Origin of the sequence: Mesorhizobium sp. WSM3868, from assembly GCF_002294785.1 — a bacterium.
Lineage (GTDB): Bacteria > Pseudomonadota > Alphaproteobacteria > Rhizobiales > Rhizobiaceae > Mesorhizobium.
This window is the reverse complement of the sequence record NZ_NSGB01000002.1, coordinates 221,140-237,703: the sequence shown is the minus strand read 5'-3', so window position 1 is coordinate 237,703 and position 16,564 is coordinate 221,140. Positions and strand designations below refer to the sequence as shown.

The window sequence follows — 16,564 nt, the reverse complement described above, 5'->3', positions numbered from 1 at the left end:
CTTTCGATGGAAAACAACCGCAATTTCTTCATCACCATCGCGCTGTCGGTGCTGATCCTGACGCTCTGGCAGGTGTTCTACATGAACCCCAAGATGGAGCAGCAACGCGAGCAGGCCCGCATCGAGCAGCAGCGCGTCGAGGCGCAGAAGAAGGAAGCGCAGGGGACCAATCCGGGCGTGGCCGGGACGCCGGCGCCGGCTCCGGGCGCCATCCCGACCGCACCTGGCGGCGAGACAGTCACTGTCGAGAGCCGCGACCAGGCTGTTGCCGCGACCAAGCGCGTCAAGATCGACACGCCGAGCCTCGAGGGCTCGATCAATCTCACCGGCGCTCGCCTGGACGACCTCAAGCTCAAGCACTACACCGAGACGGTCGACAAGAATTCGCCCGAGATCCAACTCCTCAATCCGCAGGCGCTACCGACCGGCTATTTCGCCGAGATCGGGTTCGTCGGCACCGACAAGACCGGCGCGGTGCCGAGTTCCGACACGGTGTGGAGCGTTGAGGCCAATCCGACGCTGACCCCGTCGACGCCGGTGACGCTGACCTACACCAACGACAAGGGCCTGACCTTCAAGCGCACCATCTCGGTCGACAACGATTATATGTTCACCGTTTCGGACACCGTGCAGAATTCGGGAAGCGCTGCCGTCAGCCTGTTCAACTACGGTCGCGTCACGCGCTACGACAAGCCGGCGGTCGCCAGCACTTATGTGCTGCATGAAGGCCTGATCGGCGTTACTGGCACCGAGGGGCTGACGGAATACAAATACGCCGCCATCGAGAAGGACAAGGAAGTCAAGCCAGGCAAGTCGACCGACGGCTGGCTCGGCATCACCGACAAGTACTGGGCCGTCACCATGGTGCCGACCGAAAAGCAGCCCTTCCAGCCACGCTACGGCTATTTCGAGGACGGGCGCCATCGCTACCAATCCGACTTCCTCACTGATCCGATCAACATCGAGGCCGGCCAGTCCGCGACCATCGAAACCGAAGTGTTTGCCGGCGCCAAGGAAGTCGCCAAGATCAACGCCTATGAGGCTGACCGCCACATTCGCCAGTTCAACCTGCTGATCGATTGGGGCTGGTTCTATTTCATCACCAAGCCGATGTTCTGGCTGATCGACACGCTCTACAAATTCTTCGGCAATTTCGGCCTAGCGATCCTGGCCACGACCGTCATCGTCAAGGCCATCTTCTTCCCGCTGGCCAACAAGTCCTACGCGTCGATGGCGAACATGAAGAAAGTGCAGCCGAAGATGCTGGAAATCCGCGAGAAATACGCGGACGACAAGATGAAGCAGCAGCAGGCGATGATGGAGCTCTACAAGACGGAAAAGATCAATCCGTTGGCCGGCTGCTGGCCGGTGGCGCTGCAGATCCCGGTCTTCTTCTCGCTCTACAAGGTGCTCTACATCACCATCGAGATGCGGCACGCGCCGTTCTTCGGCTGGATCCACGACCTCGCGGCGCCCGATCCGACCTCGGTGTTCAACCTGTTCGGCCTGCTGCCCTTCGCGCCGCCGGCCTTCCTCCCGCATATGGGCGCCTGGGCGGTCGTGATGGGCATCACCATGTTCCTGCAGATGCGCATGAACCCGACGCCGCCGGACCCGACGCAGGCCGCGGTGTTCACCTGGATGCCGGTCCTCTTCACCTTCATGATGGGTTCCTTCCCGGCCGGCCTCGTCATCTACTGGGCCTGGAACAACCTGCTCTCGATCCTGCAGCAGGGCGTGATCATGAAGCGCCAGGGCGCCAAGATCGAGTTGTGGGACAATCTGGCGGCGATGTTCCGCAAGAAACCATCGCCGGCGGAATAGACGGCACCCCGGCCCTAACGCCAAAAACCCCGGCATGACCGGGGTTTTTTCGTTGGCGGCTTGCCCTATGGCGCTCCGGACAGAACTTCGCGCAGCCGTCTTTCGGAACTTGGCCTGCCCCCGCGAAACTGCGGCATGGCCTGCCTCGTAGCTTCCCCGGTCCTCCCCAAAAGCCGCGACGGCTTCCGGCGCAGCGACGCCGGTGTTGGGAAGGCCGTCCGGCAGGCCGGGGTCCCGCGGGGGGACCCCGGTTTTTCCTCCTAAAGCGCGACGCGCTTTAGGGACTTTGTTTTAGTGCAGTGTCGTTTTCCCAAAACCGCTCCACGCTTTTGGGCGACATGCACCAGCTCACTCCATGACGGCGCTGTGGTCGACCTTGGCCGGTGTGCCAGGCTTGCGCAGCAGAAGCACAAGCGGGATGGCGGCGAGCGAGAGCAACATCATCAGCTCGAAGTCGTCGACATAGCTGATGATCGTTGCCTGCAGCGTGACCAGCCCGTCGAGCGCGGCGCGGCCGGCGGCGGTGTAAGGGCTCAGCGCCTGCGCGATCGCCGGATCGCCGAACGCCGGATTATAGGGCGTCACATAGTCGGCGATGTTGGCATGGTTGATCTGCTGGTTCTGCGTCAGAAGCGCGGTGACGACCGAGATGCCGACGCTGGAGCCGATGTTGCGCGACAGATTGTAGAGGCCCGTCCCTTCAGCGCGCCGTTCCGGCGCCAGCGTGGCGAAGGTGATGGTGGTGAGCGGCACGAACAGGAAGCCTAAGCCGGCGCCCTGGATGAAGCCGGTGCGGATAATCGTCCATTGCGAAACGTCCGGGGTCCAGCCGGTCATGTCGTACATCGCCCAGGCGGTGACCGCGAGCCCCGTGAACAGCAGCCAGCGCGTGTCGACCTTGCCGACCAGCCGGCCGACAAGGAACATGCAGGCCATGGTGCCTAGGCCGCGCGGCCCCATGACGATGCCGGCGGTCACCACGGGATAGCCCATCAGCGTTTGCAGGTAGGGCGTCATCAGCGCCAGCGAGGCGAGATAGGTGATGCCTATGATGAAGATGAACACCATGCCGACCGCGAAATTCCGGTCGAGGAACAGCCGCGGGTTCACGAAGGTGTCGCGGGCGGTGAAGGTGTGGACGATGAAGATATAGAAGGCCGACGCGCAGACCAGCGCCTCGACGATGATCTCGGACGAGGAGAACCAGTTGAGCTGCTCGCCGCGGTCGAGGAACATCTGCAGCGAAGCGATGGCGAGGCTGAGCATGCCGAAACCCAACCAGTCGAGCCGGGCCTTGAGGTCGAGCTTGGTCTCCTGCACGAACATCGAGACGCCGGCGAAAGCCAGCACGCCGATCGGCACGTTGATGTAGAAGACCCAGCGCCAGGAAACATTCTCGGTCAGCCAGCCGCCGATGACGGGCCCAAGCACCGGGCCGACCATCACCGAGACGCCGAACAGCGCCATGGCCGAACCGCGCTCCTCGACGCTGTAGATGTCCAGCAGGATACTCTGGGACAGCGGTACAAGGGCGGCGCCGAACAGGCCTTGAAGCAGCCGAAAGCCGACGATCTGCGGCAGCGACTGGGCAAAGCCGCACAGCACCGAGGCGACGACGAAGCCGGTGATGGCGACCAGCAGGATGCGCTTGCGGCCGAAGCGGTTGGCAAGATAGCCCGAAGGCGGCGTCATCACCGCCGCGGCGACGATATAGGAAGTGAGCACCCAGTTGATCTGGTCGGCGCTCGCCGACACGCTGCCCTGGATATAGGGCAGCGCCACATTGGCAATGGTGGTGTCCAGCGCCTGCATGATGACCGCCAGGATGGCGCAGGCGGTGATGGCTCCGCGATTGGCGACCGCAGGCGTGCCCGTGGCGGCGGTGCTCATGACTTTTGCTCAAACCGCCTGAAGAGGTCGGTCACGAAATCGGGCAGGCCGCGGGCATGGCCGGTGTCTATGCTGACAACCGCGCTCATGCCCCCGCGCAGCGGCGGCTTGCCTTGCGGGTCGTCGATCGTCACCCGCATCGGGATGCGCTGCACGACCTTGACCCAGTTGCCGCTGGTGTTCTGCGCCGGAAGCAGCGAGAAGCTCGACGACGAGGCCGGGCTGATGCTGCCGACCTCGCCATGCCAGACCTCGCCCGGATAGCCATCGATGCTGATCGTCGCCTTTTGCCCCGGCCGGACATAAGTGAGCTCGGTTTCCTTCGGCTCGGCGGCGATCCAGATGTCGGTCGACGAGACCAGGCTGAAGGCCGGCTGCGAGGCGGGAAGGTACTTGCCGACCTGCAGCGCATCGACATTGGTAACGACGCCGTCGAACGGCGCCTTGACGACGGAATCGCCGAGGTTGCGCTGGGCATCATCCAGCGCCGATTGGGCCTGCAGGTAGAAGGGGTTCTTCTCGACCGGCTGGTCGGCGTCGCCGCCGAGCTGGGCGAGCGTTGCCTGCGCCTGCGCCTTGGCGACGATGACTTTCTGCCGGGCGGCGATGAGATCGTGCTGGGCGCTGTCGAAAGTCGCCTTCGAGGCGGTTGAGGTCTTGAGCAGGTCCTGCTGACGCTGGAAGGCCGACTCGTAATAGGGGATGTCGGCCTCGGCCTGGGCGATCTGCGCCAGCGATTGCTGGTAGATCGCCTGCAAGGTCAACACCTGGTTGCGCACCGTGCCGAGTTGCGCTTGAGCGCCGGCCAGCGCCGTCTCGAACGAGGCCGGCCGCAAGCGGAAGAGCACCTGGCCCCTCTTAACCGCCTCGTTGTCATGCACGTCGATCTCCTGCACGGTGCCGGAGACATCGGTGGAGACGCCGAGCGACTGCGCCTGGATATAGGCATTGTCGGTGGTCATGACCTGACCGCCGACGACGTAGTAATAGCCCCCGACCGCCAGCGCCACAGGAAGCAGCGCAAACAGGACGGGCCGGGTCAGGCTGCGCCGGGGCTTGGCTCGGGCCGGCGAAGCCATCGTCACGGCGGCCGGCTTCGGCTGGGCCGAGGGTGCTTCGAGCGCAGCGGGTTCCGGCGCGACAGGCGCTTCCAGCTCATCGTTTTCGATCGCCGGATTGGCGGCACGCCTTTGCTCGCGCTGGCTGTCCAGGCGAATGACCTGGTCGCTGCTTCTGTCGCCGGCATTGTCGCCGTCGGCGGGCTTGCGTGGTGAGGCTGGTTCAGACATGGACTTTCTCCCGGTCGACAGCCGGCTGGGCGCAGGCCTCGAACAGATTGGATTTGATCAGACAAAGTGTTTGCAGCTGCTGCCGCGCCTCCGCGGAAAGGTGAATGCCTTCCTGTCGAGACAGATAAGCCCGCACCTGCCAATGCCCGCGGGTCAGGCCCGAGCGGCGCGAGCGCTGCTCGAAGCGCTTTCCGGGCAGGCGCGCGACGTCGTGCAGCACGAAGCTGCTGGTGAGCGAGGAAGGCATGGGAGGAACTTCGGAGTCGGCAGACAAGTTTTCGTGAGCATGCTTATTATCATCATGCACATAATCCTGCTGGACGCGGTGTGCAAGACCGGCTAAGCCGCCTGGAGCAAATGTCGCGCCGACGTGGCGCAACCGAAGGGCGGCAGAGGCACGCACGAAAAATGAAGACGAACCGGCTCAGGATCGCGACCGTGACTGCCCTGCTGACATGCGCGTTTCCGGCCGCCGCCAAGGAAGCGGTGAGCTGCGGCGGCGCGGCAATGCTCGGCGGCGCGCAGCTCAACTGCAGCGACGTGCAACCCAAGGCTCCGCCGCAGTTCTGCACCTATAGCTGGGCCCTGCACACCTCGGCCGGCGACCAGAAAGTCGTCGACGGCAGTTTCACGCTGCCGCCCGGCGCCTCCAACGTCCAGGTCTATCAGGGCAGCGGTTTCGACAGCGCGCTTTCCAACCCGATCGTGATCTGTCGCGGCAGCCGCTGAGCGCGGGTTGGTGCTGCAGCCGGATCACGGTAGTTTGATCGGGAGACAGCGTCGCCAGGGCGCCGCCTCGTGCCTGCCAACTACGGACTGACCGCGATGACCGGACCCAACCCCAACATCAAGCATCCCATTGCGATGCATCCGCGCGTCGGCTACCTGAAGCCGCTGGTCAATGCGCCGAACATCGAGATCGGCGACTTCACCTATTACGACGATCCCGACGGCCCGGACAAATTCGCCGAGAGGTGCGTGCTGCACCACTATCCCTTCATCGGCGACAGGCTGATCATCGGCAAATTCTGCGCCATCGCCGAGGGTGCCCGCTTCATCATGAACGGCGCCAATCACGCCATGTCCGGCTTCTCCACCTATCCGTTCAATATTTTTGGCCATGGCTGGGAGGAAGGTTTTGACCCCGAGACCTGGTCGAAAGAGATCCGCGGCGACACGATCGTCGGCAATGACGTGTGGATCGGCATGGATGCGGTGATCATGCCGGGCATCGAGATCGGCCATGGCGCGATCGTCGCCGCGAAATCGGTTGTCACGCACGACGTGCCGCCCTATGCGATCGTCGCCGGCAATGCGGCCAAGGTGGTGAAGATGCGCTTCGATGAGTTCACGGTGCGACGGCTTTTGAAAGCGGCCTGGTGGAACTGGCCGGTCGACAAGGTCAGCCGCAACCTCAACGCCATTCGCGGCGCCGATATTTCCAAGCTGGAGGCCGCCGTTTGAACGCGCCGGATAAAACCACGAGCGAAACTGCCACAAGTCCGGAGCTGTTCACCCGCGCGTGGATCTTCATCCGCGGCGTGCCGTCGATGAAATTCCTGCCGCCGGAAGGGCCGCCGGAGATCGCCTTTGCCGGCCGCTCCAATGTCGGCAAGTCGTCGCTGATCAACGCGCTGGTCGGCCAGAAGGGGCTGGCGCGCACCTCCAACACGCCGGGACGTACGCAGGAGCTGAACTATTTCGTGCCGGACGGCTTCTCCGGCGAAGGCGCCGACCTGCCGCCGATGGCGCTGGTCGACATGCCGGGCTACGGCTACGCCAGCGCGCCGAAGGACAAGGTCGATGCCTGGACGAAGCTGATCTTCGAATATCTGCAGGGCCGCGTCACGCTGAAGCGCGTCTATGTGCTGATCGACGCCCGGCACGGCATCAAGGCCAAGGACGAGGAGGTGCTGTCGCTGCTCGACAAGACGGCGGTGTCCTACCAGATCGTGCTGACCAAGACCGATAAGATCAAGGCAGCCGGCGTGCCGAAGCTGATCGAGGAGACGCTTGCCAAGATCAAGAAACGGCCGGCGGCGTTCCCGGCGGTGCTCGCGACTTCGTCGGAAAAGGCCTCAGGGCTCGAGGATCTGCGCGCGGCGATCGCCTTGGTGGCGAACGGCGGCTGACGCATTTTTCGCCTTGGAGCAGGGCAGCCGCGTACTGCGCTCCCCCTCACCCAGTCTCCGCTTCGCCCGGCTGACCTCTCCCCGAGGGCCCCAGATAGAACAAGGACGGGCAGGACCAGCCGCGATCGGCCGACCTGACTGCGCGCCCTAACGCCCGCTCAATCCGTCTCGTCGCGCTCCGGCGCATGGTCGCGCCGGCCGGCAAGGATTTCGCGCTTGCCGACATGGTTGGGCGCGCCGACCAGGCCTTCCTTCTCCATGCGTTCGACCAGCGAGGCGGCGCGGTTATAGCCGATGCCGAGGCGGCGCTGGATGTATGAGGTCGAGCATTTCTTGTCGCGCTTGACCACTTTGACCGCCTCCTCATAGAGGGCGTCGCCATCTTCGGCGTCGATCGAGCCCTTGTCGAAGACTGGACCCGTGTCGGCCGGATCTTCTTCCTCTTCCTCGCCGGCGGTGACCGTATCGAGATATTCCGGGCGGCCTTGCGCCTTCAAATGCGCCACGACGTGCTCGACCTCGAGATCGGAGACGAAGGGACCGTGCACGCGCACGATGCGCCCGCCGCCGGCCATGTGCAGCATGTCGCCCTGGCCGAGCAGCTGCTCGGCGCCCTGCTCGCCAAGGATGGTGCGGCTGTCGATCTTGGACGTCACCTGGAAGGAGATACGGGTGGGGAAATTGGCCTTGATGGTGCCGGTGATGACGTCGACCGACGGGCGCTGTGTGGCCATGATCAAATGGATGCCGGCGGCGCGCGCCATCTGCGCCAGCCGCTGGATGGCGCCTTCGATCTCCTTGCCGGCCACCATCATCAGGTCGGCCATCTCGTCGACGATTATGACGATGTAGGGCATTGGCGCGAGGTCGATCTCCTGCTCCTCGAACAGCGGCTCGCCCGTGCCCTTCTCGAAGCCGACCTGCACCTGCATGACGACGACCTCCCCCTTGTCGCGGGCGGCCGCGGCGCGCTGGTTGTAGCCGTCGATGTTGCGCACGCCGAGGCGCGCCATCTTGCGGTAGCGCTCTTCCATCTCGCGCACCGCCCATTTGAGCGCGGTGACCGCTTTCTTGGAATCGGTGACAACGGGCGTGAGCAGATGCGGGATGCCGTCATAGACGGACAATTCGAGCATCTTGGGATCGACCATGATGAGGCGGCACTCCGCCGGCTTCATCCGGTAGAGCAGCGACAGGATCATGGTGTTGATGGCGACCGACTTGCCCGAGCCGGTGGTGCCGGCGACCAGCAGATGCGGCATCTTGGCGAGGTCGGCGATGACCGGCTCGCCGCCGATGGTCTTGCCCAGCCCCAGCGCCAACTTGCACGACGTGTTGCGGAAGCCGGCCGATTCGATCAGCTCGCGGAAATAGACCGTCTCGCGCGTTTCGTTGGGCAGCTCGATGCCGATGACATTGCGGCCCGGCACCACGGCGACGCGCGCCGAGATGGCCGACATGGAGCGGGCGATGTCGTCGGCCAGGCCGATGACGCGGCTGGACTTCACGCCCGGCGCCGGCTCGAACTCGTAGAGCGTGACGACCGGACCCGGCCGGACATGGATGATCTCGCCCTTGACGCCGAAATCCTCCAGCACGCTTTCGAGCAGGTCCGCGTTCTGTTCCATCCGCTCCTGAGACATGTAGAAGCCCTGGCCTTCCGGCGGCATCTGCAGCAATTCCTCGGACGGAAGCTCGTAGCCGGCCGAAGCGGGCTGCGGCGCGACCTTGCCGGCGACGTGCAGGGACGGCGCGGGTCTGGCGGCCTTGGCGCTCTTTGCAGCGGAACGCGGCGCGACGGACTCAGGCGCGGGCGCGCGCGATTCGATTTCCCGAGGCGCGGGCCGGAGCGCGGGCAGATCGACCGCCGCCGTCAGCGGGGCCAGGCTTGCGGCCGGCCCGTTCGAGCGCCATTCGATGACGCGGTAGAACGAGGTCGCCTCGCCCCCCATCGCGGCGGGGCGGAGCGGGCTCGGTTGCGCCGCAGGACTCACCCGCGCGGAAGCCGCGGGCGTCTGCAAAGGATCGTTCAGCCGTGCCCGCGCCAGGCGCTCGGCGAGCAAGGGCAGGCTGAACTCGAAAAACGCATCGTCGGAGAGATAGGACCAACGAAATTTCGGCGGCTGCGGCTTTTGTGCCGGAGTGGCTACGGCCCGTGGCGGCGCGGCGCCCGCCTGCTGCGGCTTGACGATGGCCTGCGACGGCTTGGCCGGAGCGGTGGCGGCCGCGGCGGGAATTGCCCGGGCCGGATTGGCCGGCTGGGCCGCCGGCGGCGCCGGGCGAATGGAAACGCCGCGGGAAGCCACCGCCTGGGCCTGCGCTTCATCAACTGGCTCCGGTGCGGGCCGTTTGTCGGAATCCGGCGTGCGAGTGAAGCGCACATTGGGCGCGAGGAAGAAATATTGCTGCCAGGCCTGGCCGCCGAACTCGTCGCCGCCAGCCGAATCGGCGGCGTTCGATTCGCCGTCAGCGGCGGCTCGCAGCGTGACGACCTGCCCCGTTTGTCGCTGCGGCGGCACGGCAGCGCCATGGTGCCGCGCGTCTTCCGAGCTGCTGTCGTCGTTGTCGCCGTAAGCGGAAGCGCCGGAAGGATTGGCACGGGTAAAACGCATGGATGTCACACTCGAGATTCGTCGAACAAACGTGTCCCGAGACATAGGAACCGATGGTTAACAAGCTCTTCCGGAAGGGTCCGGGAAAGTGCCGGTCGACGGTTCGAGTTGGGCTGGAAGAAGGAGGTGACCGGTGGCATCGAAGTCGGTTGCCGCGGCGCCGTAGCGTCGTCAAAGCGCCTCGCGTTCCTTCGCAATCGCTGCGCGCCGCGGGTTCACGCCGAGAGCGAGGCCTGCTCCTCGGCCGCGAGCTTCTCGGTGCCGTAGGCCTTCAGAAAGACGTTCACGCCGGAGCGAACGACATGCTCGATCTCGGCCTGGCTCGGCGCCTTGGTGCGGTAGGAAAAAATGCACTGGCGGAAGAGGCCGGCGAGGCAGAGCTCGGTGAACTGATAGGCGGCGAGATCGACATCGTCGATCTTCAGCAGGCCGCGTTCGACGGCTTCATTGAGGAAGATCATCACCTTGTCGTGGCCACGCTTGGGACCGCGCTCGTAAAAGCGGGCGCCAAGCTCGGGAATCCTGTCGGAAGCACCGACCACGGTGCGCTGCGCCTGGATGACCTTGGCCGAGGTGATCTTGGCGGAGAGCACCATGCCGAACTTCACCAGCGTCTTGCGCAGGTCGTCGAAATGGTCGAGCACCTCATACATATTCTTGAAGATGGTGCCGCGCTCTTCCTCGATGAGAGCCTCGAACAGCTCTTCCTTGTTGGCGAAATAGACATAGATCGTGCCCTTGGAGACGCCGGCCTCGCGCGTGATGTCGTTCATCGACGCGGCTTCGAAGCCCTTGTCGATGAAGACGCGGCGCGCGCCTTCGATGATCTGGGCCCGTTTTATCGGATCCTGCCCGGCCGCGGGACGGCCTTTGCGCAGGTCGAGCAGATCGCTATCGGCTGTCGTTTCGACCATCGACGTCAAACCTCGCGAAATATTTCGAACCAACCGGTTCGATTTGCTCTTGATATGGGCCTCTTTCCGCGCTATGTCAATCACCAATTCGAACCGAACGGTTCAGTCTGACTGACTTGTCCCAGAGAGATTATCATGTCCTCGAACGCGCCCGCTACCGCCGAAGTCCGCAATTTCCCCAACGCCAAGGTCCAGCCGTCGACCGAAGCTCCGGAAGCGCCTGTACTGCCCGCGCCTGCCGAAGCGCCGGCCAAGAAGAAGCGCTCTGTCCGCTCGCTGCTGCTGCCGATCATCGGGCTGGGCCTCCTCGGCGCCGGCTGCTGGTATGGGTACGATTACTGGACCGACGGCCGGTTCATGATCTCCACCGACGACGCCTATGTCCAGGCCGACATGTCGTTCGTGTCGCCGAAAATCTCCGGCTATGTGGACAAGGTGCTGGTGAGCGAGAACCAGAGCGTCAAGGCCGGCGATCCGCTGTTCGTCATCGATGACGGCGACTACAAAATCGCGGTCGCCCAGGCCGAGGCGCAGATCGCCACGCTGGCGAAGACGCTCGACCGCATCGACGCGCAGACCAAGGCGGCGCAGGCCTCGCTGGCGCAAGCACAGGCGCAGAAGATCGCCGACCAGGCGGCAGCCGACAATGCGGCACGCGCCCAGGCCCGCGCGGCGCAGCTGCTCAAGACCCATGTCGGCACGCAGGCGCAGCTCGACGACGCCCAGACGGCGCTCGACCAGGCAAAGGCAGCCCTTGCCGGCGCCGACGCGCAGATCACCGCCGCGCAGGCCAATATCGGCGTGCTCGAAGCCCAGCGCGCGGAATCCGCCAGCACGCTCGCCTCGCTGCAGCTCACCCGCGACAAGGCGCAGCGCGACCTTTCCTTCACCGTGCTCAAGGCGCCCTATGACGGCGTCGTCGGCAACCGCTCGGTCGAACAGGGCGACCTCGTCACCCCCGGCCAGAAGCTCGCCGTCGTCGTGCCGATGGACAAGCTCTACATCGTCGGCAACTTCAAGGAGACGCAGCTTGGCCGGCTGGTGCCCGGCGAGAAGGTCCGCATCACGGTCGATGCCATCGACGGCCAGACCTTCGAGGGCACGGTTTCGTCGCTGGCACCGGCTTCGGGCGCGGTGTTCTCGCTGCTGCCGCCGGAAAACGCTACCGGCAACTTCACCAAAGTCGTGCAGCGCGTGCCGGTCCGCATCGACGTGCCGGCCGACGTGCTGAAGACCGGCAAGCTGCGCGCCGGCCTGAGCGTCATCGTCGCCGCCGACAGCCGCACCGCGCCGGCCACGACGACCAACTGAGAGTTTGGGGGGCGGCCCGGTGGCCAATTTGAGCGCCGAGCCGCCCAGCCTGTTTTGACGCAGTTCCGGGCGGAAAACGCCGCGCACTTTTGGAGCTGCCGTAGGGAGGCCATGAGATGGCAACCGCAACCATTACCGCAGGAGCAGCGCCGGCCCGGCCGGCAGCCGCCGCCCCCGCCGACCACATGCCGGCGCGCCGCGTCATCGCCTTCCTGGCGATGGTGTTCGGCATGTTCATGGCAATCCTCGATATCCAGATCGTCTCGGCATCGCTGGCCGAGATCCAGGCCGGCCTCAGCGCCAGCTCCGACGAGATCCCGTGGGTTCAGACCGCCTATCTGATCGCGGAAGTGGTGATGATCCCGCTGTCGGGCTTCCTCAGCCGCATGCTGTCGACCCGCGTGCTGTTCACGACCGCGGCCGCCGGCTTCACAGCAGCAAGCGCGCTGGCCGCGACCGCCACCAACATCGACCAGATGATCGTCTACCGCGCCATCCAGGGCTTTATCGGCGGCGGCATGATTCCGAGCGTGTTCGCTGCCGCCTTCACCATCTTCCCGCCGTCGCGCCGCGCCGTCGTCTCGCCGATGATCGGCCTCGTGGCGACGCTGGCGCCGACCATCGGCCCGACGGTCGGCGGCTATATCAGCCATGCCATGTCCTGGCACTGGCTGTTCCTGATCAATGTCGTGCCGGGCATACTGGTGGCGACGGCTGCCTGGTCGCTGATCGATTTCGACAAGCCGAACCTCAAGCTGTTTTCCAAGTTCGACTGGTGGGGCCTGATCGGCATGGCCGCCTTCCTCGGCTGCATGGAATACGTGCTGGAGGAAGGCCCGAACCATGACTGGCTGCAGGAGCCGGCCGTCTTTGCCTGCGCCATCATCATGACCATAGGCGGTCTCATCTTCTTCTGGCGCGTCTTCACCGCCGAGGAGCCGATCGTCGATCTGCGGGCCTTCAACAATGTCAATTTCGCCTTCGGCTCGCTGTTCTCCTTCGTGGTCGGCATCGGCCTTTATGGGTTGACCTACCTCTATCCGGTGTTCCTCGGCCGGATCCGCGGTTACGATTCGATGATGATCGGCGAGGCGCTGTTCGTCAGCGGCCTGGCGATGTTCTTCACCGCGCCCGTTGCCGGCATCCTGTCGAACAAGATCGATCTCAGGCTGATGATGATGGTCGGCTTCATCGGCTTCGCCACCGGCACATGGTGGATGACGCATCTCACCGCCGACTGGGATTTTTATGAGCTCTTGATCCCGCAGATCCTGCGCGGCTGCTCGATGATGCTGTGCATGGTGCCGATCAACAACATCGCGCTCGGCACGCTGCCGCCGGAGCGGCTGAAGAATGCGTCGGGCCTGTTCAACCTGACCCGCAACCTCGGCGGTGCCGTCGGCCTGGCAGTCATCAATACGGTGCTGATCGACCGCAATGCCTTCCACTATGCAAGGCTTTCCGAGCATGTGCAGTGGGGCAGCGAGGCCGCGCAGACCAAGCTGCAGAACATGACGCTGACCTTCCAGCAAAACGCCGGCCTCGACGCCACGACCGCCGCCATTTCGAAGCTGTCCGGCATGGTGCAGCAGCAGGCGGCGCTGCTGTCATTCATGGACGTGTTCATGATGCTGACCGTGCTGTTCGCCTCGCTCGGATTTTTCGTGCTGTTCATCAACAAGCCGGCGCAGCAAGGCGGCGGTGGCGGCGGAGGCCATTGAGGAGCCGGAACCCCCGCCTGGCGTCCTCAACGCGTGACCCCGGAAATCGTCGCCGATTTCCGGGGTCATTTCTTTGGGCAGATCGCAGTCCGCTCAGGCCGCGGCGGGCTTGAAGGTCAGCGCCACGCCGTTGATGCAGTGGCGCAGGCCGGTTGGCGGCGGGCCGTCGTCGAAGACATGGCCGAGATGACCACCGCAGCGGCGGCAATGCACCTCGGTGCGCGTCATGCCGAGCGAACGGTCTTCGGTCTTGCCGATGGCATTGGGGATCTCCTGCCAGAAGCTCGGCCAGCCGGTGCCGGAATCGAACTTCGTTTCCGACGGATAGACCGGCAGGTCGCAGCCGGCGCAGGCGAAGATGCCCTTGCGGTGTTCGTTGAGCAGCGGGCTGGTGCCCGGATATTCGGTGCCCTCCCTGCGCAGCACGTCGAAGGCGGCATCCGAAAGGATGGCGCGCCATTCGGCGTCGGTCTTGGTGATCTCGAAGGTCTCGGCGGCCAGAGCCGGCTTCGCGCCGCCCATGTGCAACGCCGCTCCGGCTCCGATTGTGAGGGCGGTGGCGGCGGCACCGCTCCAGAGAAAGTCGCGACGGTTCATGGCCTTTCGTCCTGACGTGATCTTACAAACTAGGACGCCACCGGAAAAGCAAAAGCCGTTGACGGTTCGCGCGCCACCCGCGTCGACCGAAGCGCTGGCGATGCGGAGCGGCGCTTGACGGCAACACGGATCGTGGGAGGGAGACCGTGCGGCCGACGCGGACATACGCCACTTCGCCGGCCGCACGCGCTTTGTTACATCTTCGGTAGAAGAACCTTGTCGATGACGTGGATGACGCCGTTCGACTGGCGCACGTCGGCGATCGTGACATGAGCGACGTTGCCGTTCTCGTCGGTCGCCGTGACCTTGCCCTTTTCCGACTTCAGCGTCAGGGCGCAGCCGCCGACGGTCTTGACCTCATGCGCACCGCCATCGGCCTTGGCCATCTTGGCGACGTCGGCGGCCAGCGCCTTGGCGGCAATGACATGGCAGGTGAGGATCTTGGTCAGCTTGTCCTTGTTCTCGGGCTTGAGCAGCGTCTCGACGGTGCCGGCCGGAAGTGCAGCGAAGGCCTCGTTGGTCGGGGCAAAGACGGTGAAAGGACCGCGGGTCTGCAGCGTGTCGACCAAGCCGGCGGCCTTGACGGCGGCGACCAGCGTGGTGTGGTCCTTCGAATTGACGGCATTCTCGATGATGTTCTTCTTGGCATACATCGGGGCGCCGCCGACCATCGGATTGGCGGCATAGGCAACGGCGCCAAGCGCCGAAAGGCCGATTGTAGAGGCAAGCAGAAGGGTGGCGAGTTTACGCATTGTATCAGTCTCCTCGGGTTGTTTTCCCCATCCTTGGGAACGCGAGGAGATACGAGGCGTCAAAAACTTAGTTTCGCGAACTTCGAAGATTTTTTATTCGTCGGCCCGGATGCAAACGTACCGCGTCTAAGCGCACGAAAGCGCTGCTGCCGACACATGTCGGGTGGATAGACTTCGGCTAGTCTCCAATTCTTTTCCGAAGTGTCGTCAGATGCCCTTCAGATCGCCGGCGGCGACGACGGGGCCGGTCGGCTGGCCGGTCGGCGAACCGCCGGCCGGCTCGAGACTGACGGCGAGCACGGCGCCTTGCGCCAGCTTCTCCTGCACGGCCGGCGTGACGGCCATGCGCGCGCTCTGACCGGCCGGGATGACGCCCATCGAGACCGGCGCAGTCTTGCCCTCGATCATCCACAGCTCGAAATCCTTGCCGACGCCGCGTTCGCCGGAAACATGCGAGAGGCCGACCTCCTGGCGGGCTGCGTCGTAGACAGCGAGGTATTTGACGTTGCTGTTGTCGGCGGCGAGCGAGGCGACCAGCCTGGTTTCGGGCTGCGGCAACGGCGGATTGACGAGAGGCAGGGCGACAAAGACGGCCAAAGCGGCAAGCGCGGCCGCGGCAAGCCCGCGCCAGAAGGCGAGGCTCCCCAGCAGGCCGGTGCTGGGCGCGGCGGGGGTGGCCACTGATGAGGCAAACAGCCGCCGGTCGATCGCCGCCTTGACCGAAGCCGGCGCCTCGACCGCAGCGTAGGCGGCTGCCATCGGCGCGAAATGGGCTTCCCAGGCATCGACCAGGCGGGCAAAACCCGCCTCGGTATCGATGCGGCGGGAGGCGATCTGGCGTTCGTCGGCTGCCAGAACGCCGAGAACGTATTCGGCGGCGAGCAGGTCGTCGCCTCCGCGTTCCGGTCCGTTGTCTTCCGCCAGCGTCATCTTTCCAGGCATTCTCTCAGTTTGAGCAAGCTTCGCCGCAGCCAAGTCCGCATCGTGTTCAGCGGGACCTTGTGGCGCTCCGCCAGCTCGGCATAGCTTTCGCCGTTGAGATAGGCGCCCCGGACCGCCGCCGCCCGGTCTTTCTCCAATTCGTCGAGGCAATGGTAGATGCGGTCGGTCTCGCCGCCCGCGACAGCCATGGCCTCAGGCCCCGGCGCCGGATCGGCGACCTCGAGCGCTGCGTCGATATTGGCGGAAGGACCGCGCCGGGCCCTGATGCGGTCGATCGCATGATTGCGCGCAATGGCCACCAGCCAGGAAATCGGGCTGAGATCGGAAACCGCGAAACGATCGGCCTTGGTCCAGATCTTGACGAAGACCTCCTGCAGCGCTTCTTCCGCCTCACTCTTGTCCCTCAATACACGAAGGCAGACGCCGAAAAGTTTCCCGCTGGTCTGCTTGTAGAGCAGATCGAACGCAGCCCGGTCCTTCATCGAAGTCCGGACGATCAGCTTGCTGATGTCCTGAGGCCCCATGCAGGCAAATTAGAAGATTGCGATCTATTTGCAACGGCACCGGCGGTGTTGTCCAC

Annotated in this window: 15 protein-coding genes; 6 read left to right on the top strand and 9 right to left on the bottom strand. The window is 64.6% G+C overall.

Going from position 1 to position 16,564, the window contains the following annotated elements; translation table 11 throughout:
• The first annotated feature begins 6 nt into the window (after window positions 1-6).
• Complete coding sequence (gene yidC, locus CK221_RS04400; RefSeq protein WP_095776855.1) at window positions 7-1,824, top strand: membrane protein insertase YidC; 1,818 nt, start codon at window positions 7-9, stop codon at window positions 1,822-1,824.
• 348 nt (window positions 1,825-2,172) lie between these two features.
• On the opposite strand, the gene CK221_RS04395 is transcribed toward yidC, so the two are convergent.
• Genes CK221_RS04395 through CK221_RS04385 form a run of 3 tightly spaced genes read right to left on the bottom strand, consistent with a single transcriptional unit; the run spans window position 2,173 to window position 5,250 of the window.
• Window positions 2,173-3,714 (bottom strand): DHA2 family efflux MFS transporter permease subunit, encoded by a 1,542-nt coding sequence (locus CK221_RS04395; RefSeq protein ID WP_095776854.1) that lies wholly within the window; start codon window positions 3,712-3,714, stop codon window positions 2,173-2,175.
• On the bottom strand, window positions 3,711-5,003 hold the full coding sequence (locus CK221_RS04390; RefSeq protein ID WP_095776853.1) for an HlyD family secretion protein: 1,293 nt from the start codon (window positions 5,001-5,003) through the stop codon (window positions 3,711-3,713). The genes CK221_RS04395 and CK221_RS04390 overlap by 4 nt, the downstream gene beginning before the upstream one ends.
• Window positions 4,996-5,250, bottom strand: a complete 255-nt coding sequence (locus tag CK221_RS04385; RefSeq protein ID WP_095776852.1) for a hypothetical protein — start codon at window positions 5,248-5,250, stop codon at window positions 4,996-4,998. Before CK221_RS04385 ends, CK221_RS04390 begins: the two co-directional genes overlap by 8 nt.
• 161 nt (window positions 5,251-5,411) lie before the next feature.
• Here CK221_RS04385 and CK221_RS04380 point away from each other — a divergent pair, with 161 nt between their 5' ends.
• From CK221_RS04380 to yihA, 3 genes are all read left to right on the top strand, one after another.
• Entirely contained in the window at window positions 5,412-5,732 is a 321-nt protein-coding gene (locus CK221_RS04380; RefSeq protein ID WP_095776851.1) for a hypothetical protein, read from the top strand.
• A 96-nt stretch (window positions 5,733-5,828) separates the two neighbouring features.
• Complete coding sequence (locus CK221_RS04375) at window positions 5,829-6,467, top strand: CatB-related O-acetyltransferase (protein WP_095777083.1); 639 nt, start codon at window positions 5,829-5,831, stop codon at window positions 6,465-6,467.
• 44 nt (window positions 6,468-6,511) lie between these two features.
• Window positions 6,512-7,135, top strand: coding sequence for a ribosome biogenesis GTP-binding protein YihA/YsxC (gene yihA, locus CK221_RS04370; protein ID WP_280952171.1), 624 nt, complete (start codon window positions 6,512-6,514; stop codon window positions 7,133-7,135).
• A gap of 158 nt (window positions 7,136-7,293) precedes the next feature.
• Here yihA and CK221_RS04365 read toward each other — a convergent pair whose 3' ends face one another.
• Together CK221_RS04365 and CK221_RS04360 are read right to left on the bottom strand one after the other, a co-directional pair.
• Window positions 7,294-9,747 carry a DNA translocase FtsK gene (locus CK221_RS04365; RefSeq protein WP_095776849.1) on the bottom strand — a complete coding sequence of 818 codons (2,454 nt, stop codon included), beginning with the start codon at window positions 9,745-9,747 and terminating at the stop codon, window positions 7,294-7,296.
• 215 nt (window positions 9,748-9,962) lie between these two features.
• Window positions 9,963-10,661: a TetR/AcrR family transcriptional regulator gene (locus CK221_RS04360; protein ID WP_067323814.1), complete on the bottom strand. Its 699-nt coding sequence runs from the start codon at window positions 10,659-10,661 to the stop codon at window positions 9,963-9,965.
• Between the two features lie 135 nt (window positions 10,662-10,796).
• On the opposite strand from CK221_RS04360, the gene CK221_RS04355 reads away from it, so the two are divergent.
• Both CK221_RS04355 and CK221_RS04350 read left to right on the top strand, forming a co-directional pair.
• A complete protein-coding gene (locus tag CK221_RS04355; RefSeq protein ID WP_095776848.1) occupies window positions 10,797-11,972 on the top strand; it encodes an HlyD family secretion protein in 1,176 nt (391 codons plus the stop codon).
• A 116-nt stretch (window positions 11,973-12,088) separates the two neighbouring features.
• Window positions 12,089-13,693, top strand: coding sequence for a DHA2 family efflux MFS transporter permease subunit (locus CK221_RS04350; RefSeq protein WP_067003293.1), 1,605 nt, complete (start codon window positions 12,089-12,091; stop codon window positions 13,691-13,693).
• A gap of 93 nt (window positions 13,694-13,786) precedes the next feature.
• Here CK221_RS04350 and msrB read toward each other — a convergent pair whose 3' ends face one another.
• The 4 genes from msrB to CK221_RS04330 form a co-directional block, all read right to left on the bottom strand.
• On the bottom strand, window positions 13,787-14,290 hold the full coding sequence (gene msrB, locus CK221_RS04345; protein ID WP_067323811.1) for a peptide-methionine (R)-S-oxide reductase MsrB: 504 nt from the start codon (window positions 14,288-14,290) through the stop codon (window positions 13,787-13,789).
• 194 nt (window positions 14,291-14,484) lie between these two features.
• Window positions 14,485-15,042: a fasciclin domain-containing protein gene (locus CK221_RS04340; protein ID WP_067323809.1), complete on the bottom strand. Its 558-nt coding sequence runs from the start codon at window positions 15,040-15,042 to the stop codon at window positions 14,485-14,487.
• Window positions 15,043-15,249: 207 nt separating this feature from the next.
• Window positions 15,250-15,972, bottom strand: coding sequence for an anti-sigma factor (locus CK221_RS04335; RefSeq protein ID WP_179294464.1), 723 nt, complete (start codon window positions 15,970-15,972; stop codon window positions 15,250-15,252).
• Entirely contained in the window at window positions 15,969-16,508 is a 540-nt protein-coding gene (locus CK221_RS04330; RefSeq protein ID WP_067003014.1) for a sigma-70 family RNA polymerase sigma factor, read from the bottom strand. Before CK221_RS04330 ends, CK221_RS04335 begins: the two co-directional genes overlap by 4 nt.
• Between the last annotated feature and the right edge of the window lie 56 nt (window positions 16,509-16,564).

What these genes read in the sequence shown, in the direction of transcription:
- yidC (WP_095776855.1), top strand. Translation starts at nt 7, where the DNA reads ATGGAAAACAACCGCAATTTCTTCATCACCATCGCGCTGTCGGTGCTG.
- CK221_RS04395 (WP_095776854.1), bottom strand. Translation starts at nt 3,714, where the DNA reads ATGAGCACCGCCGCCACGGGCACGCCTGCGGTCGCCAATCGCGGAGCC.
- CK221_RS04390 (WP_095776853.1), bottom strand. Translation starts at nt 5,003, where the DNA reads ATGTCTGAACCAGCCTCACCACGCAAGCCCGCCGACGGCGACAATGCC.
- CK221_RS04385 (WP_095776852.1), bottom strand. Translation starts at nt 5,250, where the DNA reads ATGCCTTCCTCGCTCACCAGCAGCTTCGTGCTGCACGACGTCGCGCGC.
- CK221_RS04380 (WP_095776851.1), top strand. Translation starts at nt 5,412, where the DNA reads ATGAAGACGAACCGGCTCAGGATCGCGACCGTGACTGCCCTGCTGACA.
- CK221_RS04375 (WP_095777083.1), top strand. Translation starts at nt 5,829, where the DNA reads ATGACCGGACCCAACCCCAACATCAAGCATCCCATTGCGATGCATCCG.
- CK221_RS04365 (WP_095776849.1), bottom strand. Translation starts at nt 9,747, where the DNA reads ATGCGTTTTACCCGTGCCAATCCTTCCGGCGCTTCCGCTTACGGCGAC.
- CK221_RS04360 (WP_067323814.1), bottom strand. Translation starts at nt 10,661, where the DNA reads ATGGTCGAAACGACAGCCGATAGCGATCTGCTCGACCTGCGCAAAGGC.
- CK221_RS04355 (WP_095776848.1), top strand. Translation starts at nt 10,797, where the DNA reads ATGTCCTCGAACGCGCCCGCTACCGCCGAAGTCCGCAATTTCCCCAAC.
- CK221_RS04350 (WP_067003293.1), top strand. Translation starts at nt 12,089, where the DNA reads ATGGCAACCGCAACCATTACCGCAGGAGCAGCGCCGGCCCGGCCGGCA.
- msrB (WP_067323811.1), bottom strand. Translation starts at nt 14,290, where the DNA reads ATGAACCGTCGCGACTTTCTCTGGAGCGGTGCCGCCGCCACCGCCCTC.
- CK221_RS04340 (WP_067323809.1), bottom strand. Translation starts at nt 15,042, where the DNA reads ATGCGTAAACTCGCCACCCTTCTGCTTGCCTCTACAATCGGCCTTTCG.
- CK221_RS04335 (WP_179294464.1), bottom strand. Translation starts at nt 15,972, where the DNA reads ATGACGCTGGCGGAAGACAACGGACCGGAACGCGGAGGCGACGACCTG.
- CK221_RS04330 (WP_067003014.1), bottom strand. Translation starts at nt 16,508, where the DNA reads ATGGGGCCTCAGGACATCAGCAAGCTGATCGTCCGGACTTCGATGAAG.